Below are 26,086 nucleotides of genomic sequence, written 5' to 3'. Positions count from 1 at the left end.
TTGGGGGTGTAGGCGGCTGGGTTGTGCTTGGCCAGGGTCCGGTAGAGGTTGGTGGCTTCTTGGGCAATCTGGAGGGCCTCGCGCTGCTGGCCGTTTGCGGCCTGACTCTTGGCGAGGTTGTTGAGGGAGGCGGCGAGGTTGGGGGTGTAGGCGGCTGGATTGTGCTCGGCCAGTCTCCTTTGGATGGTGACTGCTTCTTGGGCAATCTGGAGGGCGTCGTGCTGCTGGCCGTTGCTGTCCAGAAGGATGGCGAAATTGTTGAGGGACTTGGCGAGGTTGGGGGTGTAGGCGGCTGGATTGTGCTCGGCCAGGGTCCGGTAGAGGTTGGTGGCTTCTTGCGCAATCTGGAGAGCCTTGTTGCTTCTCCCGGAAGCCGCCAAACTTCTGCTGAGTGACAATCTTCGTGAGGCGTAGGTCGCTCGATCTGCTTCCGGAGCGTCATCTGCCGGACGGTTGATATTGGCGGCACATTGAGCAAGCTCGAATTCCAACAATGTGGTGAAGTATCCACTATCGTATAGGGGTAGCGCCGCCTCGTGAGCCTTGTTGGGGTCGATGTGGGAACACACTGCGCTAAAGAATTTGGCGAAGGCTGCTGCGAGGTCTGGGTTCTGGGATTTAACGGTCTGTGTGTGAACTTCCTGAGTGACTTCCACTAGCACGTCGTTGAGGATTCGCCCTACGTGCTCATTGAGGTGAGGATCTGTCGACGCGCGTTCAAGGACCGTCCAGGTTCGTAGGGATGACGTTCCCACTCTGCTTGGGGATAAAAGCTCTTGGAGAAGAGGTGCTAGGTGGTTAGCTTCGGAGGCAATGAGGTGCTCACCGATGCGGTCCGGCTCAAGATGCTCGCACCATAAGGTCGATTGCCTGTTACTGTTCATGCGGGGTGGGTAGCAGTCTCGCAACCACTTGGCTAGGGCCTTGGTGTTCTTGCCGGGATTAGCTGGTAGAAGATTAAGGAGGCTGATAGCGTCCTCCTCGTCCAGAATGTTGGTGAGTGTAGCAGCGGCTACTGCCTGGCGCGCCAACTCTGGGTCAAGGGATTTCGTCTTCTTGGTCTGAGGGGTGTTGGGTGTTGCGGCGCCGTCGGACTGTTGATTTTGGCTGATATTTGTGGCGAGGCTTGGTGGCCAGTGTTTGTCCCAGTAGTGCTCCTCGTGGCAAAGAACTCCCTCAAACAACTCGCTCGGAGAGTAGTTAGTTTGTGAGTTGGGGTGGGTTTGTGCATTCAGGAAAGCGTCGACTATGACGAGCAAGGGCTGTGAGTATATGGGATTGCTGAGTCGTCCAATAAGGTTAGGTGATGGTGTAGACTCAGGGGAGTTGGTGAATGACCTGTATGCCCGGTTAAACAGTTCTCTTCGTTCTATGTCTGACAACTCTTCATCGTTGAGTATGGTCGTTGAGGCTCCGTCAAGAAGGCGGTTGAGGCCCTCGTTTCCGTTGGAATCTTGTGGGCGAAGAGCGTCAAGCCACATATTGGAACTTCGATGGAAGGCGGAGAGTGGTGATGGTCGTCGAACCAGGAAGACGATCCGCACTCTTCGTCGCTGTGGATCCTCAGCTGCGCGATAAGCAGCGTTAATGACGTTCTTTACAGTTTTCGGTCGAGCTTCGGCATAGTCTACAACTAGTAAAAGCGAGGTTGTGTTGTCGATGGGTTTTGCGTTTGTGGGATCTTCGTCATCTTGGAGCAAGCCTGCTTTCCAAGACTCATTACCTTGACGATGAAAGCCGGGGGCGTCAAGGCGTCTACAGAGTTCCACGCCGAGGCGAGTCTTCCCAGATCCGCTGTCCCCGCCCAGAACGTGGATCGCGAATCGCTCCTCGCTTCGCGCCCACGTCTCCAATCGGGCGAGCGCTCCTGCGCGGTCGAGGAAGGGGGTCGGGGTGGATTCGGCTCCCAGAAGCCGGACAATGCCTATTTTTTTTCCTTCTGGTGCGCTGTTTTGCTGCGGTTGTGCGGGATTTAGAGTTAGCTGTTGGTTTCCAATCTTGACGGTGAACGGAAGGAGAACCGGTGGGAGTTGTTGTCTGCGGCTGTCAATGCGCTGCTGGCTCCACCATTGCTGCCACTTTCTCAATGCCTGTATGAGTACCCAACCGATCCCCGAAACAACTGCGGTGATTAGTGCTCCGAAGATGAGTGCGATGGAAGGATGGCTCGCCAACAGGTCGTCCAGCGGACCGGACCAGTCGAGCCACGACGGATTTGAGGATGTCGTCGGTACGGGAGAGGGGGACGGCTCTGTCACGCAACGGACCTCGGAGAGAAGAGGAAGACTGATGTAGGGCAGTCTACCGAGCAGCCGCTCGGTTTCTCACGGATCCCCGGCCACTGGCACTGCGGAAGGACGGCGGCCGCTATGAGCAGTGCGGTTGCGTAGTTCAGTCCCGGTCGTTCCCTTCGGCCTCGGTTGATGAGGGCGAGTTTCTGGGCAGTACGGGCCGTCTGCACCAGCAGCGCCTTGATCGGGGACTTACTTCTTCGACGAGAACTGCGATGTCCTCCAGATCGCTGGGGGTGGGCCGCAGTCGTTTGGGGGAGAAGTACGTTCTGGGCGCAGATCGCAGTCCTCGATCCGCCCGGCTTCGCGTTCCGCACTCTGTGCGCTTGCACCGCGGTACTGCTGGGCCGGCGCCACCCCTCAGAATCCCCTGATGGAGTCCTCCAAGGCCTTGTCCTCCGTCATGGCCTCGCTCTCCTGGCGGATGCGGGCGGCGTCGGCCTCCCTGCCCGCCCACTCAAGGACTGACGCGTAGGTTCCCAACGCGCCGGCGAGCCCCCGGCTGAAGTCCTCCGGGCGCCTGCGGGCCAGGCTCCGGTAGAGGGCGACCGCCTCCCGTGCGGTCTCCAGGGCCTCGCCTCGGTGACCGGCCTCGGCCAGGCGTTTGGTGAGTCGGTGCAGGCACGGGGCCAGCGCCGGGGCGTGCGTCGCCGGATCGCGCTCGGCCAGTTCTCGTCGGATGGCCGCCGTCTCCCGGATCGCGGCCAAGGCGGCGGAGCGGTCCCCGACGTCACTCAGGCACGTGGCCAGGTTGTGCAGGCAGGCCGCCAGGTCCGGCTTGTAGGCGGCCGGATCGACCTGGGCCAAACTCCGGTAGAAGGTGACCGCCTCCTGCACCGCGGCCAGGGCCTCGTGCGCACGCCCGGCCCGGCTGAGGTTCAAGGTGAGGATGTTGAGCGCCCGAGCCAGGTCGGCGGTATGGGGAGCCGGGTTGGTACGGACCAGCTGCCGGTAGATGTCGATGGCCTCCCAGGCCATGGCGAAGGACTCCTGCAGCTGCCCGGCCGTGTACAGGTAGACGGCGAGGACGTATAGGGACTCAGCCAGGGCCGGGGTCTCAGTGCTGGGGCGGCTGTGCTCCAGAGCGCGTCGAACGCTGACCGCCTCCCGTGCTGAAGCCAGAGCGCGGTTCAGGCTGCCGCCGTCACGCAGGCAGGCGGCCTGGACCGTGAGGGCGTCGGCCAGGTCGGGCAGGTGAGTGTCGGGGGTGCTGTGGGCCAGAGCGCGAGCGAGGTTGACTGCTTGCTCGCCCGTAGCAAGTGCCTCACGGTGCCGCCCCACGTCGCTCAGGCGCCGAGCCTGTGTCCCCAGGGCGTGGGCGGCCTTCGGCGAGTAGAGCGTCGGCGTGCGGCGGGCCAGTCCCCGGGAGAGTGCAGCGGCCTCCTCGGCCGCCTCCAGGGCCTCGGTTCGGCGCCCGACGGCGGCCCTACAGGCGGCCAGCACCTCCAGGGCACCGGCAAGATCGCCGGTGCAGGAACCGATCTCCTCCTCATCGAGGCGGCGGTAGAGACCCACGGCCTCCCGGGCCATCTCGAGGGCCTCATCGACATATCCCACCGTGCGCAGTCTGGGGGCCAGACGGGCCAGGTCCGCCGCGAGTCGGCGCGTGTGCACATCCGGATCAGCCCGTACCAGACGCCGTCGGACGGTGAGGGCCTGCTGGGTGGTGACGAAGGCGTCGCTGGGCCGACCGGACTCACTCAGGCAGCAGGCGAGTGTGACCAGTGCCTGAGCCAACCCGGTCTCCTCGTCGAAGGGATCATCCCGGCGCAGGCCCCGGTAGAGGTCCACGGACTCCTGAGCGCTGGCCAGGGCGTCACGCAGTTCGCCGGAAGCGCTCAGGTCGACGGCGAGGCGGCACAGAGCCTGCGCCAGCCCGGAGGCGTGGGCGTCGTAGTCATGCCGGGTCAGGCGCCGTCGGAGCCGGACCGTCTCCTGCGAGACCGCAACCCCCTCACGCATGCGGCGGGCCTCGCGCAGGCGGTCCGCCATGACCGACAGCCCCTCTGCCAGATCGGGCAGGTAGACGTCCGGACTGAGCCGGGCCAGGCTCCGGAGAACCTGGCAGGCCTCCCGTGCGGCATCCAGAGCCTCCCCCCGACGGCCCGACTCTGCCAGGCGCTCACTGAGCTCCAGCAGCCGACCGGCGCGAGCAGCTCCCTCGGGGGCGGCGCAGGGGGAGGGCAACACGTCTGACAAGCCTCAGGAACAGGGGGAAGATGGTGTGCTTACGCTAAACGGTGCCTGCGCGGCGCCGCGATGGGGAGACATCACCAAAGGCGCGCCCGGCCAGGGGCTCCTTTAGAATCGGCGCTGTGCTGGCAGCGGGCCGGCAGGGGGCCGGCGGCGGCCGGCAGGACAGGCACGGTGACGACACGGAAGGGAGTCGGTGTGGACACGCTGTTCAGCCTGAACCACGTGGGGGTCCAGGTCGTCGCGATGCTCGCCACCTTCGTCCTGTGCCTGACGCTGGGCGCCGAGCGCCACCTGCGCCACAAGGACGCCGGCGTCAAGACGCACGTCCTGGTGGGACTGGGCTCGTGCCTGTTCACCCTGGTGTCCGCCTACGGCTTCGCCCCGATCACCGGCTCGGATGTCGCGGTGGACCCCAGCCGCGTGGCCGCGCAGATCGTCTCCGGTATCGGCTTCCTGGGAGCCGGGGTCATCTTCGTCAACAACGACACCGTCCGGGGCCTGACCACCGCCGCGACCGTCTGGCTCAGCGCCGCCATCGGCATGGCCTGCGGGGCGGGCATGATCCCCCTGGCGGCTACGGCGGTCGCGCTGGACTACATCGTCGTCCTGTTCCTGGGCCCCCTCACCTCGCGCCTGCAGCGCCGCCGCGGCGAGGTGACTGTGCGTATCGACTACGAGATCGGCAGCGCCGTCATGCCCGAGATCCTCCAGGTCGCCACCGCATCGGGCTTCACCGCCACCCTGGAGGAGACCGAGGTGACCCGCGGCGAGCACGGGCGCACCATGAACGCCGTCATGCGCTTCCACGGGCAGCGCCCCGCCGTCAACCTCATCGAGGCCCTCTCCGGGCTCGACGGCGTCGACGGCGTCGAGTGCCTCGAGGGAGGCCGGCTCGACTGAGCCCGCCCCTCCTACTCCAGGGCGCGAATGATGGCTTCGACCGTGTCCTTGGCGTCGCCGAACAGCATGGAGCTGTTCTCCCGGAAGAAGAGCGGGTTGTTGACCCCCGCGTAGCCGGTCGCCATGGAGCGCTTGAAGACGATGACCCGGCTGGCCTCCCACACGTGCAGCACCGGCATGCCCGCGATTGGGGAGCCCGGCTCCTGGGCGGCCGGGTTCACGGTGTCGTTGGCGCCGATGATGAGGACGACATCGACCTCGTTGAAGGAGTCGTTGACCTCATCCATCTCCAGGACGATGTCGTAGGGGACCTTCGCCTCGGCCAGCAGCACGTTCATGTGCCCGGGCAGGCGGCCCGCCACCGGGTGGATGCCGAAGGTGACCTCCACGCCCTCCGAGCGCAGCATCTCGGTCAGCGTGGCCACCGGGTACTGGGCCTGGGCGACGGCCATCCCGTAGCCGGGGGTGATGACCACGCGCCGGGCGGACTGCAGCAGGTGGGCCACCTCGCCGGCAGTGGTCTCGTGCACCGTGCCCTCCTGTCCCGAACCGCTCGAGGCGGCGCTGGTGGAGTCGGTCCCGTAGCCGCCCAGTAGCACCGAGACGAAGGAGCGGTTCATGGCCTGGCACATGAGGTAGGACAGGTAGGCCCCCGAGGATCCCACCAGCGCCCCGGTGATGATGAGCAGGTCGTTGTCCACCATGAAGCCGGTGAAGGCGGAGGCCCATCCCGAGTAGGAGTTCATGATCGAGACGACCACCGGCATGTCGCCGCCGCCGATGGCCAGCACCAGGTGCGCCCCCAGCGCCAGCGCGATGAGCGTCATCACCGCCAGGAGGGCCCAGCCCGCGGCGGAGCCGGCCGGCGCCATCATGAAACCGACCATGAGGACCAGGGAGCCGATGAGCGCCCCCAGGTTGAGCAGGTTGCGGCCCGGCAGCGTCAGCGGCCGCCCCGGCACCCGGCCGGCCAGCTTGGCGGCCGCCAGGACCGAGCCGGTGAAGGTCACCCCGCCGACGAACACGCCCAGGAAGACCTCACCCAGGTGGAAGGCGCCCAGCGAGGCGGACAGGGCGTCGGGGGAGACGTAGGAGTTGTAGCCCACCAGGACGGCGGCCAGCCCCACCAGCCCGTTGAGCACGGCGATGAGCTGGGGCATCCCGGTCATGGCCACGCGCCGGGCCACCACCAGCCCGATGACCGAGCCCAGGGCCAGGCCCATGGCGATGAGCAGCAGCGTGGGCAGCACACCGCGTGCGGGGTGGTTGCTCAGGGCCAGGCCGATGGCGGCCAGCACCGCAACGCCCATGCCGACGGCGCCCGCCACGTTGCCGGCCACGGCCGTCTCATGGCGGGACAGGCCGGCCGCGGCCAGGATGAACAGGATCGCGGCGGCGATATAGGCCAGGACCACCGGCGAGGGCAGCGACGGCACGGCGGCGATCAACGTGCTCGACGACGTGGCCGGCATCAGGATGTGAGTCATCATCTGCTCCTCACCTCAGTCCTTCGTGAACATGGCGAGCATGCGATGGGTGACCGCGAAGCCGCCGACGATATTGATCGTGGCCAGGACCACCGCCGCCAGGCTGATGGCGCTGATGAGCGGATGGGGGTGACCGACCTGCGAGATCGCCCCGACCAGGATGATTCCCGAGATCGCGTTGGTCACCGACATCAGCGGCGTGTGCAGGGCCGGGGTCACGTTGGAGATGACGTGGAAGCCCAGGATCACCGAAAGCATGAGCACGATGTAGTGGCTCGTGGCGGCCGACGGCGTCACCAGCACCAGCGCGGCGGCCACGAGGGTCGCGGCGGCCAGCCCCAGCCACTGCCGGGAGCGTGAGCGCGCCTGGGCCGCGCGGGCGGCCTCCTGGGCGGCCGCGTCGTCGGCGGCCGTCCGCTCCGGCTGGCTCGCGGCGGGGGCGGCCGAGACCTGGATCGGGGGAGGGGGCCACAGGAGCTCGCCGTCGTGGGTGACCGTGATGGCCCGGACCACCTCATCGTCCAGGTCCAGGGCGAGGGTCCCGTCCTTGTCGGGGGTGACCAGGCTCAGCAGGTTGACGATGTTGCGCCCGTAGAGCTGGGTCGCTTGCGAGGGCAGCATCCCGGCCAGGTCCGTGTGCCCGACGATCGTGACACCGCCGTCGGTGGTGATCACCTGACCGGGCACCGTCAGCTCGGTGTTGCCTCCGGTGGCCGCCGCCATGTCGATAATGACCGATCCGGGGCGCATGGCCTCGATCGCGGAGCGGTCCAGGAGCACCGGGGCACGGCGCCCCGGGATGCTCGCCGTGGTGATGACGACGTCGGACTCGGCGGCCTGCTGGGCGTAGAGCGCGTTGGCCGCACTCGCCTGGTCGGCGCTCATCTCCTTGGCGTAGCCGTCGGAGGACACCTCCTGGGCGCTGGGCAGCGGCACGAACTGCGCCCCCATGGAACGCACCTGGTCGGCGACCTCCGGGCGCACGTCGGAGCCGCGCACCTGCGCGCCCAGGGAGCAGGCGGTCCCGATGGCGGACAGGCCGGCCACGCCCGCGCCGATGACATAGACGGTGGCGGGCGGGAACTTACCGGCGGCGGTCACCTGCCCGCTGAACAGCCTGCCCAGGTGGGAGGCCGCCTCGATGACGGCGCGGTAACCGGCCAGGTTCGCCTGCGAGGAGAGCACGTCCAGGGACTGCGCCCGCGAGATCCTGGGGACCACGTCCAGGGCCAGAGCGCTGATGCCGCGCTCGCGCAGCGACTCGAGGAGCTCGGGGTGGCGCGCCGGGTCCAGCCGGCAGATGAGGACCGCGCCCCGGCTCATGAGCGCCAGGTGCTCCTCGGCGGGGGCCGAGGAGCTCACCACGACGTCGCAGCCCCAGACCCGGGCCCCGCCGGCCAGGCTGGCCCCGGCGGCCTCATAGGCCTCGTCGGGGAACTGCGCCCGCGCCCCGGCGCCGCTCTCCACCAGGACCTCGTAGCCCAGGCGGATCATCCGCTCCACCGTCTGTGGGCTCGCAGCGGCACGCGGCTGATCGGCCGGCTCGCAGGGGACTCCGATACGCATAGTGCCTCCTTGCACGATGAGGGTGCCGCCGTGGACACGTCGCAGAACTTATCGGCAAGATAGAAGGTGATGCGCCCCTCGGCAAGGGACTGTTGGTGCTGAGTCGGAGATATGAGCGGCCGGGTGTGCCGCGAAGGTAACCGGCCTCCCCTGGGGGAGGGCCCCGGCGACGGACGGAGTAACGGGAACTAGGGGCGGGCCATGTCCCAGCAGCGGGCGCCCCCGGTCATGCCGGCCTCGTTGGGGACCACGACGACGTCGTCGCCGATCTTGGCCAGCTGGGCCGCCGTGATCCGCCGCGAGTTGCCGCCGCCCAGGTAGAGGCGGTCCCACAGGTACATGGGGCGCAGGGCGTCGACGACGCGGCGCACCCGGCGCGACCAGTGGGCGTCGCCCAGGCGCAGGCGCTCGTGCTCGCCGATGTAGTCGTCGTACGTCAGTCCCCAGCGCACCGGCCCCTGGGAGACCTCCACGTGCGGGGCCAGGACCCCGTTGTCGAAGACCGCGTTGCCCAGGCCCGTGCCCAGGGTCACGATCATCTCCAGGCCGTGGCCCGTGACGACACCGGCCCCGGCGACCTCGGCGTCGTTGAGGACCAGGGAGGGGATTCCCAGGGCCCTGGAGACGGCGGCGCCCATGTCGAAGCGGCCCCAGGCCTCCACCAGGTCGGGCAGCACCTTGGATCGCGGGCCGTCCTTGGTGATGTAGTGCGGCGTGGCGACGACGACCCCGTGGCGGATCATGCCCGGCATCCCCACCGTCACCCGGTCCGCGCCCGGCAGCTGGGAGGCCAGCGAGGCGATGGTCTCCACCAGCTTCTCCGGCGGCAGCGGGTAGGGGGTCGGGGTGCGCACGGCGCGGGAGATGATGTTGCCCTCGCAGTCCAGCACCGAAGCCTTGATGCCGCCGCCTCCGCAGTCCACGGACAGAGTCGTTGTGCTCACGGCCGCGAGCCTAGTGGAAGGGCGAAGCCGGTGCGGTTCAATGGGGGCATGCCACGCATCCGCCTCGACCTGGCCTACGACGGGACCTTCTTCTCCGGGTGGGCCGCCCAGCCCGGGCTGCGCACCGTCGAGGGGGTCCTCACCTCCGCCCTGGCCACCGTGCTGCGTGAGCCCATCCGCCTCACCGTGGCCGGACGCACCGACGCCGGCGTCCACGCCGCCGCCCAGGTGGCCCACCTCGACGTGAGTCCTGAGGCCTGGGCCGCACTGCCCGGACGCTCCGAGCGCCTCCCCGAGGCCGCCCTGCTCACCCGGGTGGCGGGCGTCCTTGCCCGTGAGGCCCAGCAGAGCCTGGCGCGCACGCCGCGCGGGGCCAGCGACGTCGTCGTCACCGGGGCACGCACCGTGCCGGAGGCCTTCGACGCCCGCTTCGGCGCCCTGAGCCGCCGCTACACCTACCGGATCGCCGACGCCGCCGCCCCGCGCGACCCCGCCCGGCGCGCCACCGTCCTATGGCTGCCCGAGGTGCTCGACGTCGAGGCCATGGACGCCTGTGCCCGGCCCCTGCTCGGCGAGCACGACTTCCTGTCCTACTGCAAGCCCCGCGAGGGTGCCACGACCATCCGCACCCTGCGTACCCTGCAGTGGCGCCGGGCCGAGGCCGGGCCGGACGCAGGGCCGGACGCCGGGCTCGTGACCCTGAGCGTCGTCGCCGACGCCTTCTGCCACTCCATGGTCCGCTCCCTGGTGGGGGCGGGCCTGGCCGTCGGGCAGGGACGCAAGCCGGTCACCTGGCCGCGCGAGCTCCTGGACGCCCGCACGCGCCAGAGCGCCGCCCCCGTCGCCCCGCCGCACGGACTGACCCTGGAGGAGGTCACCTACCCGGCCGACGACGAGCTCGCCGCCCAGGCCGAGCGGGCCCGCACCACCCGGCGTCTGAGCTGCTGATCGGCGGTCAGGGGCTCGCCTGGCCGCGTGGTGCGATTCACGGAACTGGGAAGCCGCACCTTTTGACCCTTCCGCGGGGCGCCCGGTACTGTTGGCAATCGTCGTGCAGCACACGTGTGCGTGTCCGCGGTGCCGTCCCACTCGCCCCGGATCGCCTGTGCTCCGACCACTCACCTGACCATGGTGGTCTCGCCGAACGCGAACGCTTCACCGCGCTTCGGCGTGCCCACTCGCCAAGAGAAACGAAGGCAACGCCCGTGCGCACGTACACACCGAAGCCCGGCGACGTCGAGAAGAACTGGTACGTCATTGACGCCACCGACGTCGTCCTGGGTCGACTCGCGGCCCAGGCCGCCACCCTGCTCCGTGGGAAGCACAAGCCCCAGTTCGCCCCCAACGAGGACTGCGGCGACTACGTCGTCATCATCAATGCCGACAAGGTGGCTCTCACCAACGGCAAGGCTGACAAGAAGTTCGCCTACCGCCACTCCGGCCACCCGGGTGGTCTGACCGCCGTCTCCTACCGCGAGCTGCTGGCCACCCGCCCTGAGCGCGCCGTCGAGAAGGCCATCAAGGGCATGGTTCCCCACACCAAGCTCGGTCGCGCCCAGCTCAAGAAGCTCAAGGTCTACGCGGGTGCTGAGCACCCGCACGCCTCCCAGAGCCCGAAGACGTTCGAGATCACCCAGGTCGCCCAGTAAGCGCTCCAGCGCTCGGCACCCCGCGACAAGCAAAGGACATATCGTGGCTGAGACCACTGTCGACATTGACGCGCTGGACGAGGAGAACGCCCCCTCCAGCTACACCACCGAGACCGAGGAGTCCGCTCCGGGTCGCGGCCAGTCCATCACCGCCCCCGGCTCCGGCCTGGGTCGCCGCAAGGAGGCCGTCGCTCGCGTGCGCCTCGTTCCCGGCACCGGCCAGTGGACGCTGAACGGCCGCTCCCTGGAGGACTACTTCCCCAACAAGCTGCACCAGCAGCTCGTGCGCGCCCCCTTCACCATCCTGGACCTCGAGGGCCGCTTCGACGTCGTCGCCCGCATCAACGGCGGTGGCGTCTCCGGCCAGGCCGGCGCCCTGCGCCTGGGCATCGCCCGCGCGCTCAACGAGATCGACCGTGAGGCCAACCGCGCCACCCTGAAGAAGGCCGGTTTCCTCACTCGCGACTCGCGCATCGTGGAGCGCAAGAAGGCCGGTCTGCACAAGGCCCGCCGCGCCCCTCAGTACTCCAAGCGCTGATCGGGTCAGGTCCTGGCCGAGCCGGCCGGGCCTCCCCTCCGCTACGACGGCGGTCGTCCCCTTCCTGGGGCGGCCGCTGTCGTCATGTGTCAGGGGTGGCGGGGAGCCTCCCGGGCGGCACCGCTTCAGTCGATACGCGGCCGGCAGGCAGCCGATGCGCCCAGGTGGGGGGCGCGATCTCGGGCGCGAGCCGCCGGGCCGGGGTCGGCGCAGGACATCAGACCTTGTGCGCTGGCCGAAGGTTGGGCCCCGATGTTCGGCGCCCCGTGGCAGGATGGTGCTGTTTCGTCACCCTTCAGGAGGATTTCCATGGCTCGTCTCTTCGGAACCGACGGCGTACGCGGCCTGGCCAACGACCTGCTCACGCCCACCCTGGCCGTACAGCTCGGTGAGGCCGCAGCCCGCGTCCTGACCAAGGACACGTCCGCCGCACGGAGCTCACGCAGCGGCCGCCCCCGCGCGATCGTGGGCCGCGACACCCGCGCCTCCGGAGAGTTCCTCGACCACGCCATCAGCGCGGGCCTGGCCTCCTCCGGCATCGACGTCACCCGCGTGGGCGTCCTGCCCACCCCGGCGATCGCCCACCTGACGGCCACCCAGGACATCGAGCTGGGCGTCATGATCTCCGCCTCCCACAACCCCTTCCCGGACAACGGCATCAAGTTCATCGCCCGCGGCGGCTACAAGCTCGCCGACGCCGTCGAGGACGAGATCGAGGCCCTCCTGGGCAAGGTCAACGACCGCCCCACCGGCGCCGACGTCGGCCGCGTCATCAAGGGGGAGACCGTCGCGGATCAGAACTACATCAACCACCTCGTCGACTCCGTCGCCACTGACCTGTCCGGCCTGCGCATCGTCGTCGACGCCTCCAACGGCGCCGCCTCCGTCGTCGGCCCGGCCGCGCTGCGGGCCGCCGGCGCCGAGGTCATCGTCATCAACGCCTCTCCGGATGGTCTCAACATCAACGACAACTGCGGCTCCACCCACCCCGAGCAGCTGCAGAACTACGTCACGGCGGTCGGGGCGGACATGGGTGTGGCCTACGACGGCGACGCCGACCGCTGCCTGGCCGTGGACGCCGACGGCAAGCTCGTCGACGGTGACCAGATCATGGGCATGCTCGCCATCGGCATGAAGGCCGACGGCACTCTCGGCTCCGACACGCTCGTCGTGACCGTCATGAGCAACCTCGGCCTCATCCTGGCCATGCGTGAGCACGGCATCCGCACCGTCCAGACCGGCGTGGGCGACCGCTACGTGCTCGAGCGGATGCTCCAGGGCGGCTACACCCTGGGCGGCGAGCAGTCCGGGCACGTCATCGACACCGTCCACGCCACCACCGGTGACGGCGTGCTCACCTCCCTGCACGTGGCTGCGCGCGTCAAGCGCACCGGCAAGACGCTGGCCGAGCTCGCCAGCGTCGTCACCCGCCTGCCCCAGACCCTCATCAACGTCAAGAATGTCGACAAGGGCGCCGCCAGCACCAACAAGGCCGTGCAGGACGCCGTGGCCTCCGCGGAGAAGGACCTGGGCGAGACCGGCCGGGTCCTGCTGCGCCCCTCGGGCACCGAGCCGCTCGTGCGCGTCATGGTCGAGGCCGCCACCCAGGAGGAGGCCGACCGCGTGGCCCGTTCCCTGGCCGACACCGTCAAGAACAACCTCAGCCTGTGAGCTGACGGCGGTTTCCTCCCCTGCCTTCAAAAGGCATCATGCCCGATCTATGTGCCCCGCCCAGAACCTATGGGCGGGGCACAGGCCATTGAAGGTTCTGGAACTGCAGGTGCACGGCGTGGCCGTGTAGTGGGTGACGTCTATGCCTCAGCCCCAATGTTATTGCCGATCTACTTCTGATATAACCGTTGGGATACAGCGTCTAACAAATCGAGCGGAGCGAGCATGGACCTGCCCGACGGCGGATACCGTCCTCCGCCGATCCACGTATGTGAGGACGAGACCTACCCAATCGATGTCGGCCCGATCGCCGGGCCAGGGCGCCACCGGATAGTCATACGGTTGAGGACCTACAGGGGGCGCGTGGTCGACTATGCGCTCCAGCATGAGTGGCGATCTAGCCCTGATGACGGCTGGCAGCCCGTGTTTCGGATCGACACGCGTCATGGTTGCATCCACTCTCACCAGTACCATCGGGACCGCGACCGTGAGACCCGTCCCATCCAAGTACTGGGGAGGAACGACCATGCCATACTGGGGGCGTCTTACGACGAGTCATACAAGCAGGTAATCGACTGGATGGAACAGCACTTCAGGAGCTGGCAGAGATGAGTGACACCAAGACGACGCGGCGTGATGCGGCGCGCGCTGTGGGGCTTTTCCTCGGTACGACTCAGGGGCGGGAGCTGTTCAGGCGCAACCACTACCTCAATGACACCAGGATCCTTGCGGTCCCTGAGTCCGAGCCCATCGACTCCGTGATCGCCGATCACCTCGACCACGGTGCCGACACGATCGTCGCCGTGTTCTTCCCCGATCGCCGGGGCAGCAAGCGCTTCGGCTTTTTCAGGTGGGAGATGCCTTCAAAGCAGGCCCCCGAAGGTTGGTGTGCTGCCGAAGGGGTGACGCTTGGGGCCGGACCTCAGGGCCGCACATCGTCCATCGGCGCTGTCATGGATACGATGAAGGCTCAACGTTTTACTCTTTCTGACGATGGTCCCCACGATGACGTCCCGGACGTGTCTGCCCTGCTCAAGCGCATGTCGTCTCAAGCCTTCGCTGCTTCCTAACGCCTGAGTCTCATCTGAGGATCTCGGAACCGGCGTACCGTCATGACGGTGGCCGGCGTCGCGACCGGCCCCGGCGTGTGGAGCACTTCCTCACGGTGATGGGTGAGAATGGCCTCGTGACCTCTCCGTACCGCCTGGCTCTCCTGACGGAGCCGCCGACCTGGCAAGGCCGGTCCCTGAGCGGGAGGAGCCTTGACCTGCTCGCCGTGCTCGCCGGCAGCCAGGACGCCAGGGTGAGCGACGGCGCCCTCATTGAGGCCCTGTGGCCCGACGACGCCCCGGCCCGGCCGCTGCGGGCGCTTCACGTCGTCGTCTCCCGGCTGCGTGCCGTCGTGGGGGAGGGCGTCGTCGAGCGCAACGGCGATGGCTACCGACTGGAGCTGGCGGAGGCGGAGGCTGATGTCCGGGACCTGTCGTATCGGGCGGAGCGCGCCCGAGCCTGCGCCGCCGCCGGCCAGTGGGAGCAGGTCCTCGATCTCACCGACCGACTGCCCCAGGTGCCCGTTCCCGACGAGGTCGATGACAACGGTGGAGCAGGAGCCGCCCCTATGGCCCTCTTGCGAGAGCGGGCTGCAGCCCTGACCGAGGGGGCCCGCCGCGACCGGGGGCTCGCCCTGGAGGCCACCGGTGAGCACGAGCGGGCCGTGGACCTGCTGCGTGAGGCCTCCCAGCGCGACGGCGGCGACGAGACCGTCCTGGCCGCCCTCATGCGCGCCGAGTCCTGGGTGCGCTCACCGGCTGCGGCCCTGGAGATCTACGAGCAGTACCGCCGTCGGCTGCGCGAGCTGGGAGCCGTGCCCGGACCGGCCGCGCGCGCCGCCCACGAGGCCGTCCTGGCCGCCGAGAGCCCTGTGCGCCACGGCCTGCAGCCCGAGCCCGAGCACTTCCTGGGGCGCGAGGCGGACGTGACCGGTGTTCTCAAGGCCCTGAGCACCCACCGTCTGGTGACGCTCACCGGCCCCGGTGGGGTCGGCAAGACCACCCTGGCCCAGGTGGTGGCGGCCCGCAGCCGCCGCCCCGCCGTCTACGTCGTCGCCCTCGCCGAGGTGTCACCCGGAGCCGATCTGGCCAGGGTCGTGCTCGACGCGATCGGAGGCTCCGCGGTCGTCAACGGTGACCCGCACCGCGATCTGGCCGCCGCCCTCTCCCAGCCCGGAACCGTCCTGTTGCTGGACAACTGCGAGCACCTGGCCGGCGAGGCGGCCGACCTCATCGGGCCGCTCCTGGTCGCCTGCCCCGACCTGCGCGTGCTGGCGACCTCGCGCCGCCCCGTCGACCTGGCCGCGGAGCACGTCCACCGCCTTGAGGCCCTCGATGCCACCTCCTCCGCCGAGCTGTTCCGCGCCCGTGCTCTGGCCGCTCGCCCCGGCCAGGTCATCGACGATGACGACTTAGGCGAGCTCCTGAGCCGGTTGGAGGGCATCCCCTTGGCCATCGAGTTGGCCGCCGCACGCACCCGCAGCCTGTCGGTCGGCCAGATCGCCGAGCGACTGCCCGGCAGACCCGATCTGCTCACCGCCGCCCGTGACGTCCCGGCCCGTCAGCGCACCCTGACAGCGGTCATCGACTGGTCCTGGAACCTGCTCGACGCCGCCGAACGCCGCGCCCTGGCCCGGCTGGCCCTGCTCGCCGACGGCTTCACCCTCCTGCCCGCGGAGGCGCTCATCGGCGCGCAGGCCGCCGACCTCCTCGACGCCCTGGTCTCCCACTCCCTGCTCGTGGTGCGCGACCACGGCCTGCCCCGCTTCCACATGCTCGTTACCGTCCGCGACTTCGCTCTGGCGCAGCTGTCCGCCTCCGGTGACGAGGCCGAGGCCCGCGCGGCCCTGCGCCAGTGGGCGGTGGACCTGTGCTCCCAGATCCGTTTTCCCGTGGACGCCGGCGACTTCGGCGACGCCCGTCACCCTGAGGCGCGCCGCCACGACCGCCTCTTCCGGCAGGTCGCCCACGATGAGGCCGTCATCCTTCAACAGCTCGACCGGCTCCTGGCACAGGCCGACGGCCACGGCACGGATCACCTGCCGGCGGAGCTGCGCGACGCCATCTGCCTCATCGGTGCCGCCCTCATGCGCCTGTGGAGCGTCACCTGGAGCTATGAGCGCATCGCCGACTATGGTGCGCGCCTCATCGCTGCCGCTGTCCAACCCGCCCAGGACTCACGCGGCAACGAGGCAGGCCTGAGCGTCCTGGCCCTGTGCGTCACCCTCTTCGGGCTCCTGAGCCACGTGCCCGAACAGGTCCGCTCCCTGCTGCCGGCCTCCTTCGACGGAGAGGGACCGTTCAGCCGGGTCAGGCGCTTCCTGCGTGCGAGCGACGAGCAGTGGCCCGAGCTGACCGGCGACGCCGACCCCTGGGTCGCCTGGGCGGCGACCCGCTGCCTGGCCGCCCAGCAGGAGGACGACGGTGATCCTCAGGCCTCCCTGGAGACCATCGAGGCCCTCCTGGGGCGGCTCCATGGCCACGACCTGGCCGGCATTCACCTGCTCGAGCTGCACCTCCACCGGCTGCAGGTGCTCATGTCCCTGGGGCGTTACAGCCAGGTCGTCGACGCCTGCTCGCGCGCCCAGGTGCTCCTGGAACGGGTCCTGCCCAGCTGGGGCGAGTTCTTCCGCACGACACTGCACATGGAGGGGGCCTACTGCGCGGTCTACCTCGATCCGCGCCCCGAGACGGCGGGCAGGCTGCTGGAGAGCCTGGAGCCGGTCGACCTGCCGGGAACCATGCGCTTCATCGCCCGCTCCGTGCGCGGCGAGCTCGAGCTCACCCGCGGGAACGTGCGCACCGCCGCCCTCATCCAGCGCGTGAGCCTGCGCTACGCCGGGAACTGGCGCTCCATCCTGGGATCGGGCTCCCAGTGGGAGCTCTACATCCTGAGCATGTGCCTGGTCACCGACGTCGAGCTCAGCCCCGACGACGCCGTCGAGCTCGATGCCCGAGCCGTCCGTGCCCGAGCCACCTCCCTGCTGCGCGAGATCCTCTCCGATCCGGCTCCACGGCAGCGTGACATTCCCACGCTCATGGCTTTCGCGGCGGCCGTCGGCCTGTCCGCCGTGGCTGCTGAGGACGCGGGCTCCGACTGGCGGGCAGTAGGGGGCGAGCTGGTCGCCACCGCCCTGGCGGTGGGCACCAACCAGACCTGCCGCCTGCTCTCCCACGACTACCTGCGCAGCCGCACCGAGAAGCTGGACACCCGGGCGCTGGCGCAGGCCGAGGCGAGGATCCGGTCCCTGGACCGCGGCGGGCTCGTGGCTCACGCTGCCGACCTCGCCGGCCGTCTGGCGGGCGAGGTCGGCTGAGTCCCTGAGGTGCGGCTCAGGCGTTGCGCCGCTGGTAGCGCACGACCGTCAGGGGAGCCATGACGGCCAGGATCAGGAGTGAACCGATGATCGCGGCCCGTACGTCCCCGGCCGAGCCCGCTGTTCCGTCCAGCAGGTACCGGCCGCCGTCGACGATGTGCGAGACCGGGTTGTGGCGCACGAAGGCCTTGAGCCAGCCCGGTAGCGTCGAGGTGGGCACCATGGCGTTGGACAGGAAGGTCAGCGGGAACAGGACGATCACCGTGAAGGAGGTGACCGCCTGGGCCGAGGAGAAGACCGTCCCCAGGAAGAGGAAGATCCAGGCGATGGCCCAGGCGCAGCCCGCCGCCAGGGCGATGGCGCCAATCGTCCCCGACCAGCCGTTGGCAGGCCGGTAGCCCAGGATGTAGCCGGTGAGTACGGTCAGTGAGGTGCAGATGAGGTAGCGCAGCACGTCGGAGACCATCGGCCCCAGGACCGGCGCGATACGGGACATCGGCATGGTGCGGAAGCGGTCGAAGACGCCCTTGTCCATGTCCTCGCGCAGGTCCACGCCCACGCTCTGGCTCGTGGTCAGGGCATTCATGATGATGAGACCCGGGACGATCGTGGGCAGGTAGGCTTTGACGTCGCCGGCGATGGCGCCGCCGAAGAGCTCGCCGAACAGGACAGTGAACATGACCGGCTGGATGAGGATGTCGTAGAACTCCCCGGGGTTGCGCACCATGGTGATGAGTGAGCGCCAGGCCATGGCCAGGGTGTCCGGGACGAGCCGGGCCTCGCTGAAACGCCAGACGCCGGGGGAGAGGGAGCTACTGGTCGGTGCGGTGGCGGGGATGGTCATGACTGCTCCTGAGAGTCTGCGGGACGGGAGGACGAGGAAGCGGGTGATGGTGCCGACGGCGCGGCGGCATCGGGCGAGGCCGCGTCATCGTGCTTGGTGGGCTGCCCGGTCAGGGCCATGAAGACCGAGTCCATGCTGGGGCGGTCCACCGAGACGGTTCTGGGGGACAGGCCGGCGTCGCGCAGGGCCACGAGCACCTCGGTGGCCACCGAGGCCTCGCTCAGCGGCGCCTGCAGGTGGGTGCCCTGGTCGACGGTCGCCGGGGCGTGACCGGTCACCCGCTCGATGATGGAGGCGGTAGCGGCCTGGTCCTCGGGGGTCGCCGGCGTCAGCACCAGAGAGCTGCTGCCCACCCGGTCCTTGAGCTCATCGGGGGTGCCCTCGGCGATGAGCCGTCCGGCATCGATGATGCCGACTCGGTGAGCCAGACGGTCGGCCTCCTCCAGGTACTGAGTGGTCAGCAGGATCGTCGAGCCGCCCTCCACCAGGGAGCGGATAACGTCCCACATCTGCTCACGCGTACGCGGGTCCAGGCCAGTGGTGGGCTCGTCGAGGAAGATGAGCGGGGGACGGGAGATGAGCGAGACCGCCAGGTCCAGTCGCCGCCGCATCCCACCGGAGTAACCGCTCACCCGCTTGCCGCCTGCCTCGGTCAGGCTGAAGGCGGCCAGCAGCTCCTCGGCCCGCTCCCGCGCCCGACGCCGGCCAAGGCCCAGCAGGCGCCCGAAGAGGCGCAGGTTCTCCGAGCCGGTGAGCGTCTCATCGACGCTGGCGTACTGTCCCGTCACCCCGATGAGGCCGCGCACCGCGTGGCGCTCGCGGACGACGTCGTGCCCCAGGACCATCGCCCGGCCCCGGGTGGGGGCCAACAGGGTGGTCATCATGCGCAGCGCCGTCGACTTGCCGGCGCCGTTGGGGCCGAGCAGGCCGTAGACGATGCCGGTGGGGATCTCCAGGTCCAGGCGGTCGACGGCGGTGAAGGAGCCGAAGGTGCGGGTCAGGCCATCGGTCCTGATGGCCGGTGTCTCGCCCGGTGAGAGCGATTCGCTTGCTGTTCGTGTTGCCATGCTGCCAAGGCTGGACCCCGGCGGTTTCACCGCGGCTTCAGCGCGACGCCACTCGGTTTCACGCCGTTTCGTTCCGTCCACGGACCATGTCAGGTAGGTGCTGATTACGGCAGGCAGCCTTGTCACGGGCCGCTTCGTAGCTCTTGTAGAAGAAGGGCGCAGAGATCCCGCTGGTCCGGCCCTGCTCGTAGACGGTCCGGCACACGAACAACAGGTCAGCGGTGTTGCCATGCAGTGTCATGATCCGTCGGGTGAGAAGATTCCTGGCGAACATCCGCTTCATGAGGGGTGCGGACACGGCGGTCGGCAGCCGGTAGGCGAGCATCTCGCCGCGGTAGCGCCTCAGATCAACGCCGCGCGAGGCCACGATCCTCGATGTTTCCCGGATCGCCTTGACCACCCGGGCGAGCATCCTGGTAGAGCCCATGAGCTGCTCGGCGGCGTGCGTCGTGTCCTCGACGTCGCCGTGCATTGCTGCCACGGCACCGACGCCGACGTTGATCGCCATATGCAGCCAGATCCACTCGAGCATGTCATGGGGGTGCTCGAGGCTGATGCCGCAGGAGCTGAACAGCGCCTCCACCCTCTCGTAGCCCGGGAAACGGGCTCTGTCTTGCCGCTCCAGCATGATGTGGTCGAAGACGCAGCAGGTGAGCCGTTCTCCCGTGATGCTCCCGCCCGCCACCGGGTACCCCAGAAGGACATCGCGGCCGGCCATTAAACGGTCGAGCTCCTCGCGTTCTCCCCAGAATCCGCAGAACAGAAGCACAGGTCCCTCGATCCTACCCGTACGGAGGCCGGCCATTGCCTCGGCGATCCTGCCCTGCGGCACTGAGACCACGATGAGGTCGTAGCTCGTGTGTCCCCGGTGGTGAACGGTGTACTGGTTCTGGGACAGTGAGCCTTTCGGGTCAGTCCTGCCATCGAGGATCTCGACCTCGAGCGAGCTGACTGAGGCCCTCGTGCTGCTTTGTCGCACCAGGTGCTCGACGTGGTGACCGGCCTTCTGAAAGAGATATCCGTAGGTTGTCCCGATGACTCCGAGGCCGACGACGAAGATGCTCATCGGAGCCGTGCGTGTTTCCTGTGCTGTCATGACCTTGAGTCTGCTGCCCTCCGGTTTCAGACCGCCTTCACGGTGGCTTCAGGGACGGGCGCTCAGGACTTGCGCAGCAGGACCCGGCTCATGCGGTGCTCGGCGTCCTTGGTCAGGACCAGGGTGGCCCGTCCCAGGAAGGTCGTCAGATCAGGACTGGTGAAGAGTGGGTTCTGGTGGGATTCAAACAGGGGTGGATGCCACTATTTTTAACATGCAAACCTCATTGTGTCTGTATTGTTTGATTGACGACCGTGGTGTGCTGTTTTATTATTCGTTTATGATTAGTAGCAACATCGCCACCTTGCGTAAAAAGCATCGCTGGACTCAGGAAACGTTGGCGAGGAAGGTTGGTGTCTCTCGGCAGACCATTGCCAAGTGGGAGGCTCCGGGTGGTAATCCCGACATTTCCTCATGCGTTCGGTTGGCGCAGGTGTTCGATGTTGCGATCGACGATCTTGTCAACGGTGACACTTCATTGGTTGCCATGCTTGATCGCCCCGGTAAATACATATTTGGCACCGTTGTGATCGATCAGGATGGGAGGCTTACGCTTCCGGTCCGTGCCAGAAAGGTTTTCAACATTAAGGCTGGTGATGAGCTCCTACTGATTGGCGACATCGACCGGGGGCTCGCCTTGATGGATACGCAGTTCTTTGTGCAGGCTGCTCGTCATGTGGAGGGGGATCATCGTGCGGCACATGACAATACTGAAAACTAAGCGAAAGAGGGTGCGTGTGCTGATAATAATGTGCGCCGTGCTTGGCCTGCTCGGAGGAGGTGTGACTTATTATGCTCATCGAAATATGACGTATGATCGGGCTGCGGAGGCAGTTGTTCGTCGTGCTGGTTATATCGAAAAGCAGGTAATGCTGCCGAGTGGTGCGATCATTCACTATGGTGAGGGGCCGGCCAATGGTTCGCCGCTCATGTTGGTCCACGGCCAGCAAACAACGTGGAAGGACTATAGTGCAGTGCTTGGAGAACTATCTCAACGCTATCACGTGTTTGCGGTCGACTGTTATGGCCATGGTGGATCGAGTAAAAATCCGGCAGATTATACGGCGATCAAGAATGCGATTGATTTCGTGTGGTTTATCCAGCATGTTGTCAAGTCTCCAGTCTTGATCTCCGGTCACTCTTCGGGAGGTCTGTTGGCGACCATTGTTGCCGCCAGGGCTCCGCAGCTTGTCACTGGTTTGTTGATTGAGGATGCGCCATTCTTTGCGACTGAACCTGGAAGGGCTGAGAAGACATTTGCTTGGCTCGGGTTTCGCGATATGCATCGTTTTTTGCGAAGCGGTGATCGAAATTTCACCCGCTACTCGCTTGAGCACACCTATCTTGCGCAAGTTCTTGGGCAAAAGAACTTTGATGTGTTTGTTAAGCGTCCTGCCCTCGATTACATGAGGCGCCATCCCGGCGAAATACCGCGCCTTTGGTATTATCCTCCTGAGCTGCATGTCAATGAGTTCTTCGACTTGACGGCTAACTTGCAGGACGGTACGGGCTCCTATGATTTGCGATTCGGTGAGACCTTCTATGATTTCTCGTGGTTTGCTGGTTTTAATCAGGCGGAAACACTGAAGGCTGTTCGCTGTCCGTCAATTATTTTACATGCTGCTCATCCATCAAATATGCAGGGCTACTACGATGGTCGTGGGGTGCTGCTCGGTGCTATGGATGATCGTGATGCGTCGCGTGTCCACTCGCTTCTCTCTCGTGGCACTCTAGTCGACAACGTTAAAAGCGGTCATGATATTCATTCTGAACAACCTGAGGTTTTTATCAAGGCCGTCGATGATCTTCGTTAATCTTGTGGAAGGAGTGGGGTGGGAGTGTTTTCTGAGAATTTAGCTCGGTGCCGCCATTGCGGTGTTAACGCTGGGTGCTGCACTGGACTCTTCGGGGAATCGGCCTGTTGGTGTCCATATCGGTGACAAAGGGATGTTCGAACTCCAGGTCGCGTGAACGAGAACCTTGAAATCATGCGGTTTTGCTTCGTCGCCACGAGAACGGTCTGGGCCTTTTGTCACCGATGTGGACATCCTTGGCCCCTCTTCGGGTTGCTGACGGTGCATGTCTGATGCCGGTTCGGGCATGTCCCTCTTCTGGTGCGGTCTACTCCACGAGGGTGGGGATCTACTGGCCAGGGGTTGTGCGCACTGCACGAAGGTCCTACCTACCTGGAGTACACCCAACCCTCCCGCAGTAGCACCCGACCCTCGTGCCGTGCACGCCCAAGGCCTGCACGGCGACAGCGGGCGGCCCGCCCCTCCAAGGAGCCGGCGGACGACTCCCACCCCCAGGCAGCTCACCCCACTGGAGTCTCAGCGCGAGGAGGAATCAGGACTTGCGCAGCAGGACCCGGCTCATGCGGTGCTCGGCGTCCTTGGTCAGGACCAGGGTGGCCCGCCCCCGGGTGGGGGCGATGTTCTCGCGCAGGTTGACCAGGTTGACGCTCTCCCAGATCTCGTTCGCTCCAGCCAGGGCCACGTCGTCGGGGATCTCGGCGAAGCGCCGGAAGTACGAGCCCGGCTGGGTGAAGGCCGTGTGCTTGAGGGTGAGGAACCGGTCCAGGTACCAGCGGCGGATGTCGTCGGGGTCGGCGTCGACGTAGATCGAGAAGTCGATGAAGTCGCTCACCGCCAGCGCCGAGGTTCCCGGCCGTGACCCCCGCGGGGCGGGCTGGAGCACGTTGAGTCCCTCCAGCACGAGAATGTCGGGGCGCTCCACCGTCACGTGCCGGTCCGGGACGATGTCGTAGACCGTGTGGGAGTAGACGGGCGCCTGGACGCGCTCGCTGCCGGACTTCACCGCCGCGACGAACTCCAGCAGGGCGCGACGGTCGTAGGACTCGGGAAATCCCTTGCGGGCCATGAGTCCGCGCTCCTCAAGGACCCGGTTGGGCAGCAGGAAGCCGTCGGTGGTCACCAGGTCCACCCTGGGCGTGTCCGGGAAGCGGGCGAGCAGGTGGGCGATGAGGCGCGCCGTCGTCGACTTGCCCACGGCGACCGACCCGGCCACCGCGACGATGAAAGGCGTGGGCGGCTCCGCCACCCCCAGGAAAGCGCCGGTGCGGTGTGCCCGCTCACGCGAGGTGGCGATGTAGTCCTCCAGCAGCGCCGTCAAAGGTCGGTAGACGGCGTCGACCTCGGCCAGGTCGATGGGGTCGCCCAGTCCCCGCAGCTTCTCGACATCGGCCTGGGTCAGCGGCAGCGGCGCCGAGGACGCCAGGGCGGACCACTGGTCCCGGTCCAGCTCGATGTAGGGCGAGGCGCCCGGAATACCCAGGTCACTCGGGTCGCTCAGCTCGGATGTCACCGACACAGTGTCGCAAATGAAGACGCCCGGCGGACAATCCCCGAGGAACGAATGGGGCCCGTCGGGGTGTCGGTGGGGTGCCGGCGGGGAATGGGATCACGCAGAGATCACGCCGAGATCACATCGACGTGTGCCTGCGCTCGTTGTCAACGCCGCGCCGGCATGATTCGATCGGAGCATGTGTGGAATTGTCGGCCACGTCGGCCCTCTGAGTGAAACTGGTTCCTCCCGTTCCCTGACCGTTCTCATGGATGGCCTCGGCCGTCTGGAGTACCGCGGCTACGACTCTGCGGGCGTCGCGCTGGTGGGGCCCTCCGGCCTGGATGTCGTCAAGGAGGCGGGCAAGCTCTCCGGGCTGCGCGCCATCCTTGAGGCCACCCCGCCGGCTCCCGCCACCGCGGGCATCGGGCACACCCGCTGGGCCACCCACGGCGGCCCGACGACGGCCAACGCCCACCCCCACCGCGCCGGCCACCTCGCCGTGGTCCACAACGGCATCATTGAGAACTTCCGTCCGCTGCGCGAGGAGGTTGAGGCCGCTGGGCGCGAGCTCCTCTCCGACACCGACACCGAGGTCGTCGCCCACGTCCTGGACATCGACTTCACCTCCCGTCTGCGCCAGGACCCGTCCGCCGCCTCCGACCCGACCCGGGTCGCCGACCTCCTGGTCGCCTCGATGCAGGCCGTCACCGCCCGCCTCGAGGGCGCCTTCGCGCTGCTGGCCGTCACCGACCTGGCCCCCGCGGCGATCGTCGCCGCCCGCCGCTCCAGCCCCCTGGTCATCGGCCTGGGCGAGGGCGAGAACTTCCTGGGCAGCGACGTCGCCGCCTTTGTCGCCTTCACCAAGAAGGCCGCCGAGGTCGACGACGACCAGGTCCTCCTGCTGACCGCCGACGCCGTCCACATCTGGGACAAGGACGGTAACGCCGTCGAGCCCAAGACCTGGGAGGTCTCCTGGGACGCCTCCGCAGCCGTCAAGGGCGGCTACGACACCTTCATGGACAAGGAGATCCACGAGCAGCCCACCGCCGTGGCCGACACCCTGCGCGGCCGCGTCGACGAGCGCGGTGAGCTCCAGCTCGACGAGATGCGCATTGACCCCGCCGTCCTGCGCAGCGTCGACAAGATCATCGTCATCGCCTGCGGCACCGCCGCCTACGCCGGGCATGTCGCCAAGTACGCCATCGAGCACTGGTGCCGCATCCCCGTGGAGGTCGAGCTCGCCCACGAGTTCCGCTACCGCGACCCGGTCGTCAGCGAGAAGACCCTGACCGTGGCCATCTCCCAGTCCGGCGAGACCATGGACACCATCCAGGCCGTGCGTCACGCCCGCGAGCAGGGCAGCAAGGTCCTGGCCATCGTCAACACCTACGGCTCGACCATCGCCCGCGAGGCCGACGCCGTCCTCTACACCCACGCCGGCCCGGAGGTCGCCGTGGCCTCCACCAAGGCCTTCCTCGCCCAGATCACCGCCTGCTACCTGCTGGGGCTCTACCTGGCCCAGCTGCGCGGCAACAAGTGGCCCGACGAGGTCGCCGAGTACCTGGACAACCTCGCCGCCATGCCGGACCGCATCCAGCACGTCCTGGACCACGAGGAGGCCCGCGTGCGTGAGCTGGGCTCCGAGCTGGCGGACAAGTCCTCCTTCCTGTTCCTGGGCCGCCACGTCGGCTTCCCGGTGGCGCTGGAAGGGGCGCTCAAGCTCAAGGAGCTCGCCTACGTCCACGCGGAGGGCTTCGCCGCCGGTGAGCTCAAGCACGGCCCGATCGCGCTCATCGAGGAGGGCCTTCCGGTCTTCGTCATCGTGCCCACCCCGCGCCGCCCTGTCCTGCACGACAAGGTCATCTCCAACATCCAGGAGATCCGGGCCCGCGGCGCGCGCACCATTGTCATCGCGGAGGAGGGGGATACCGACGTCGAGCCCTTCGCCGACCACATCATCCGGATGCCCGTCACCCCCACGATCCTGTGGCCGCTGCTGACCGTGGTGCCGCTGCAGATCTTCGCCGCTGCGCTGGCCGGGGCCAAGGGGCTGGACATCGACCAGCCGCGCAACCTGGCCAAGTCCGTCACCGTCGAGTAGGACCGACGCCGAGACGTCGACTCGCCCCGCAACGGCGCCGAGCCCGCAGTCCGGGCTCGGCGCC

At 67.5% G+C, this 26,086-nt stretch carries 20 protein-coding genes; 11 read left to right on the top strand and 9 right to left on the bottom strand.

Annotated features, from left to right (window positions below):
• Both AB7V09_RS11480 and AB7V09_RS11475 read right to left on the bottom strand, forming a co-directional pair.
• Positions 1 to 2,258: tetratricopeptide repeat protein (locus AB7V09_RS11480; RefSeq protein WP_419143836.1), on the bottom strand; the 2,258-nt coding region annotated here is incomplete at its 3' end.
• Between the two features lie 393 nt (positions 2,259 to 2,651).
• Positions 2,652 to 4,481 (bottom strand): tetratricopeptide repeat protein, encoded by a 1,830-nt coding sequence (locus AB7V09_RS11475; protein WP_419143835.1) that lies wholly within the window; start codon positions 4,479 to 4,481, stop codon positions 2,652 to 2,654.
• A gap of 177 nt (positions 4,482 to 4,658) precedes the next feature.
• On the opposite strand from AB7V09_RS11475, the gene AB7V09_RS11470 reads away from it, so the two are divergent.
• Complete coding sequence (locus tag AB7V09_RS11470) at positions 4,659 to 5,387, top strand: MgtC/SapB family protein (protein ID WP_003789333.1); 729 nt, start codon at positions 4,659 to 4,661, stop codon at positions 5,385 to 5,387.
• 11 nt (positions 5,388 to 5,398) lie between these two features.
• Here the strand turns inward: AB7V09_RS11470 and AB7V09_RS11465 are convergent, their stop codons facing one another.
• From AB7V09_RS11465 to AB7V09_RS11455, 3 genes are all read right to left on the bottom strand, one after another.
• Positions 5,399 to 6,877, bottom strand: a complete 1,479-nt coding sequence (locus AB7V09_RS11465) for an NAD(P)(+) transhydrogenase (Re/Si-specific) subunit beta (protein WP_009405913.1) — start codon at positions 6,875 to 6,877, stop codon at positions 5,399 to 5,401.
• Positions 6,878 to 6,889: 12 nt separating this feature from the next.
• Positions 6,890 to 8,440 (bottom strand): Re/Si-specific NAD(P)(+) transhydrogenase subunit alpha, encoded by a 1,551-nt coding sequence (locus AB7V09_RS11460; RefSeq protein WP_314157698.1) that lies wholly within the window; start codon positions 8,438 to 8,440, stop codon positions 6,890 to 6,892.
• A 188-nt stretch (positions 8,441 to 8,628) separates the two neighbouring features.
• Positions 8,629 to 9,384 (bottom strand): ROK family protein, encoded by a 756-nt coding sequence (locus AB7V09_RS11455; RefSeq protein WP_009406089.1) that lies wholly within the window; start codon positions 9,382 to 9,384, stop codon positions 8,629 to 8,631.
• A gap of 48 nt (positions 9,385 to 9,432) precedes the next feature.
• Here AB7V09_RS11455 and truA point away from each other — a divergent pair, with 48 nt between their 5' ends.
• The 7 genes from truA (at position 9,433) to AB7V09_RS11420 (ending at position 17,608) form a co-directional block, all read left to right on the top strand.
• Positions 9,433 to 10,332 (top strand): tRNA pseudouridine(38-40) synthase TruA, encoded by a 900-nt coding sequence (gene truA / locus AB7V09_RS11450; RefSeq protein ID WP_009747538.1) that lies wholly within the window; start codon positions 9,433 to 9,435, stop codon positions 10,330 to 10,332.
• Positions 10,333 to 10,589: 257 nt separating this feature from the next.
• Positions 10,590 to 11,033, top strand: a complete 444-nt coding sequence (rplM, locus tag AB7V09_RS11445; protein WP_003789346.1) for a 50S ribosomal protein L13 — start codon at positions 10,590 to 10,592, stop codon at positions 11,031 to 11,033.
• Positions 11,034 to 11,076: 43 nt separating this feature from the next.
• Positions 11,077 to 11,571, top strand: a complete 495-nt coding sequence (rpsI, locus tag AB7V09_RS11440; RefSeq protein WP_003789348.1) for a 30S ribosomal protein S9 — start codon at positions 11,077 to 11,079, stop codon at positions 11,569 to 11,571.
• Positions 11,572 to 11,880: 309 nt separating this feature from the next.
• On the top strand, positions 11,881 to 13,242 hold the full coding sequence (glmM, locus tag AB7V09_RS11435) for a phosphoglucosamine mutase (RefSeq protein ID WP_010614548.1): 1,362 nt from the start codon (positions 11,881 to 11,883) through the stop codon (positions 13,240 to 13,242).
• Positions 13,243 to 13,467: 225 nt separating this feature from the next.
• On the top strand, positions 13,468 to 13,854 hold the full coding sequence (locus AB7V09_RS11430) for a DUF7718 family protein (protein WP_043537569.1): 387 nt from the start codon (positions 13,468 to 13,470) through the stop codon (positions 13,852 to 13,854).
• Positions 13,851 to 14,312 (top strand): hypothetical protein, encoded by a 462-nt coding sequence (locus AB7V09_RS11425; RefSeq protein ID WP_075375118.1) that lies wholly within the window; start codon positions 13,851 to 13,853, stop codon positions 14,310 to 14,312. The genes AB7V09_RS11430 and AB7V09_RS11425 overlap by 4 nt, the downstream gene beginning before the upstream one ends.
• 98 nt (positions 14,313 to 14,410) lie before the next feature.
• Positions 14,411 to 17,608, top strand: coding sequence for a BTAD domain-containing putative transcriptional regulator (locus AB7V09_RS11420; protein ID WP_419143834.1), 3,198 nt, complete (start codon positions 14,411 to 14,413; stop codon positions 17,606 to 17,608).
• A 16-nt stretch (positions 17,609 to 17,624) separates the two neighbouring features.
• On the opposite strand, the gene AB7V09_RS11415 is transcribed toward AB7V09_RS11420, so the two are convergent.
• From AB7V09_RS11415 to AB7V09_RS11405, 3 genes are read right to left on the bottom strand one after another with little or no spacing between them, the layout of a single operon-like run.
• The gene (locus AB7V09_RS11415) at positions 17,625 to 18,452 is read right to left on the bottom strand and encodes an ABC transporter permease (protein WP_419143833.1); all 828 of its coding nucleotides are present in this window, start codon (positions 18,450 to 18,452) and stop codon (positions 17,625 to 17,627) included.
• Positions 18,449 to 19,519 (bottom strand): ATP-binding cassette domain-containing protein, encoded by a 1,071-nt coding sequence (locus tag AB7V09_RS11410; protein WP_419143832.1) that lies wholly within the window; start codon positions 19,517 to 19,519, stop codon positions 18,449 to 18,451. Before AB7V09_RS11410 ends, AB7V09_RS11415 begins: the two co-directional genes overlap by 4 nt.
• A gap of 58 nt (positions 19,520 to 19,577) precedes the next feature.
• Positions 19,578 to 20,615, bottom strand: a complete 1,038-nt coding sequence (locus AB7V09_RS11405; protein WP_419143831.1) for a ketopantoate reductase family protein — start codon at positions 20,613 to 20,615, stop codon at positions 19,578 to 19,580.
• 214 nt (positions 20,616 to 20,829) lie between these two features.
• Between AB7V09_RS11405 and AB7V09_RS11400 the strand changes: the two genes are divergently transcribed.
• Both AB7V09_RS11400 and AB7V09_RS11395 read left to right on the top strand, forming a co-directional pair.
• Positions 20,830 to 21,336 carry a helix-turn-helix domain-containing protein gene (locus AB7V09_RS11400; RefSeq protein WP_419143830.1) on the top strand — a complete coding sequence of 169 codons (507 nt, stop codon included), beginning with the start codon at positions 20,830 to 20,832 and terminating at the stop codon, positions 21,334 to 21,336.
• Positions 21,337 to 21,364: 28 nt separating this feature from the next.
• The gene (locus AB7V09_RS11395) at positions 21,365 to 22,429 is read left to right on the top strand and encodes an alpha/beta fold hydrolase (protein WP_419143839.1); all 1,065 of its coding nucleotides are present in this window, start codon (positions 21,365 to 21,367) and stop codon (positions 22,427 to 22,429) included.
• A gap of 532 nt (positions 22,430 to 22,961) precedes the next feature.
• Here the strand turns inward: AB7V09_RS11395 and coaA are convergent.
• A complete protein-coding gene (gene coaA / locus AB7V09_RS11390; protein ID WP_075414883.1) occupies positions 22,962 to 23,945 on the bottom strand; it encodes a type I pantothenate kinase in 984 nt (327 codons plus the stop codon).
• A 172-nt stretch (positions 23,946 to 24,117) separates the two neighbouring features.
• On the opposite strand from coaA, the gene glmS reads away from it, so the two are divergent.
• Positions 24,118 to 26,022 carry a glutamine--fructose-6-phosphate transaminase (isomerizing) gene (gene glmS / locus AB7V09_RS11385; RefSeq protein ID WP_075414884.1) on the top strand — a complete coding sequence of 635 codons (1,905 nt, stop codon included), beginning with the start codon at positions 24,118 to 24,120 and terminating at the stop codon, positions 26,020 to 26,022.
• The last annotated feature ends 64 nt before the right edge of the window (positions 26,023 to 26,086 follow it).

Source organism: Actinomyces sp. SKVG-SVH-4(1) (genome assembly GCF_048514265.1).
In the GTDB taxonomy this organism is placed as follows: domain Bacteria; phylum Actinomycetota; class Actinomycetes; order Actinomycetales; family Actinomycetaceae; genus Actinomyces; species Actinomyces oris.
Note: the sequence above shows the minus strand (reverse complement) of the source record. Positions and strands in the feature narration are given on the sequence as shown.

Excerpts from the sequence above, each read along its gene's own strand:
- AB7V09_RS11465 (WP_009405913.1), bottom strand. The coding sequence starts at position 6,877 with ATGATGACTCACATCCTGATGCCGGCCACGTCGTCGAGCACGTTGATC.
- AB7V09_RS11460 (WP_314157698.1), bottom strand. The coding sequence starts at position 8,440 with ATGCGTATCGGAGTCCCCTGCGAGCCGGCCGATCAGCCGCGTGCCGCT.
- truA (WP_009747538.1), top strand. The coding sequence starts at position 9,433 with ATGCCACGCATCCGCCTCGACCTGGCCTACGACGGGACCTTCTTCTCC.
- glmM (WP_010614548.1), top strand. The coding sequence starts at position 11,881 with ATGGCTCGTCTCTTCGGAACCGACGGCGTACGCGGCCTGGCCAACGAC.
- AB7V09_RS11430 (WP_043537569.1), top strand. The coding sequence starts at position 13,468 with ATGGACCTGCCCGACGGCGGATACCGTCCTCCGCCGATCCACGTATGT.
- AB7V09_RS11425 (WP_075375118.1), top strand. The coding sequence starts at position 13,851 with ATGAGTGACACCAAGACGACGCGGCGTGATGCGGCGCGCGCTGTGGGG.
- AB7V09_RS11420 (WP_419143834.1), top strand. The coding sequence starts at position 14,411 with ATGGGTGAGAATGGCCTCGTGACCTCTCCGTACCGCCTGGCTCTCCTG.
- AB7V09_RS11415 (WP_419143833.1), bottom strand. The coding sequence starts at position 18,452 with ATGACCATCCCCGCCACCGCACCGACCAGTAGCTCCCTCTCCCCCGGC.
- AB7V09_RS11410 (WP_419143832.1), bottom strand. The coding sequence starts at position 19,519 with ATGGCAACACGAACAGCAAGCGAATCGCTCTCACCGGGCGAGACACCG.
- AB7V09_RS11405 (WP_419143831.1), bottom strand. The coding sequence starts at position 20,615 with ATGACAGCACAGGAAACACGCACGGCTCCGATGAGCATCTTCGTCGTC.
- AB7V09_RS11400 (WP_419143830.1), top strand. The coding sequence starts at position 20,830 with ATGCAAACCTCATTGTGTCTGTATTGTTTGATTGACGACCGTGGTGTG.
- AB7V09_RS11395 (WP_419143839.1), top strand. The coding sequence starts at position 21,365 with ATGTGCGCCGTGCTTGGCCTGCTCGGAGGAGGTGTGACTTATTATGCT.
- glmS (WP_075414884.1), top strand. The coding sequence starts at position 24,118 with ATGTGTGGAATTGTCGGCCACGTCGGCCCTCTGAGTGAAACTGGTTCC.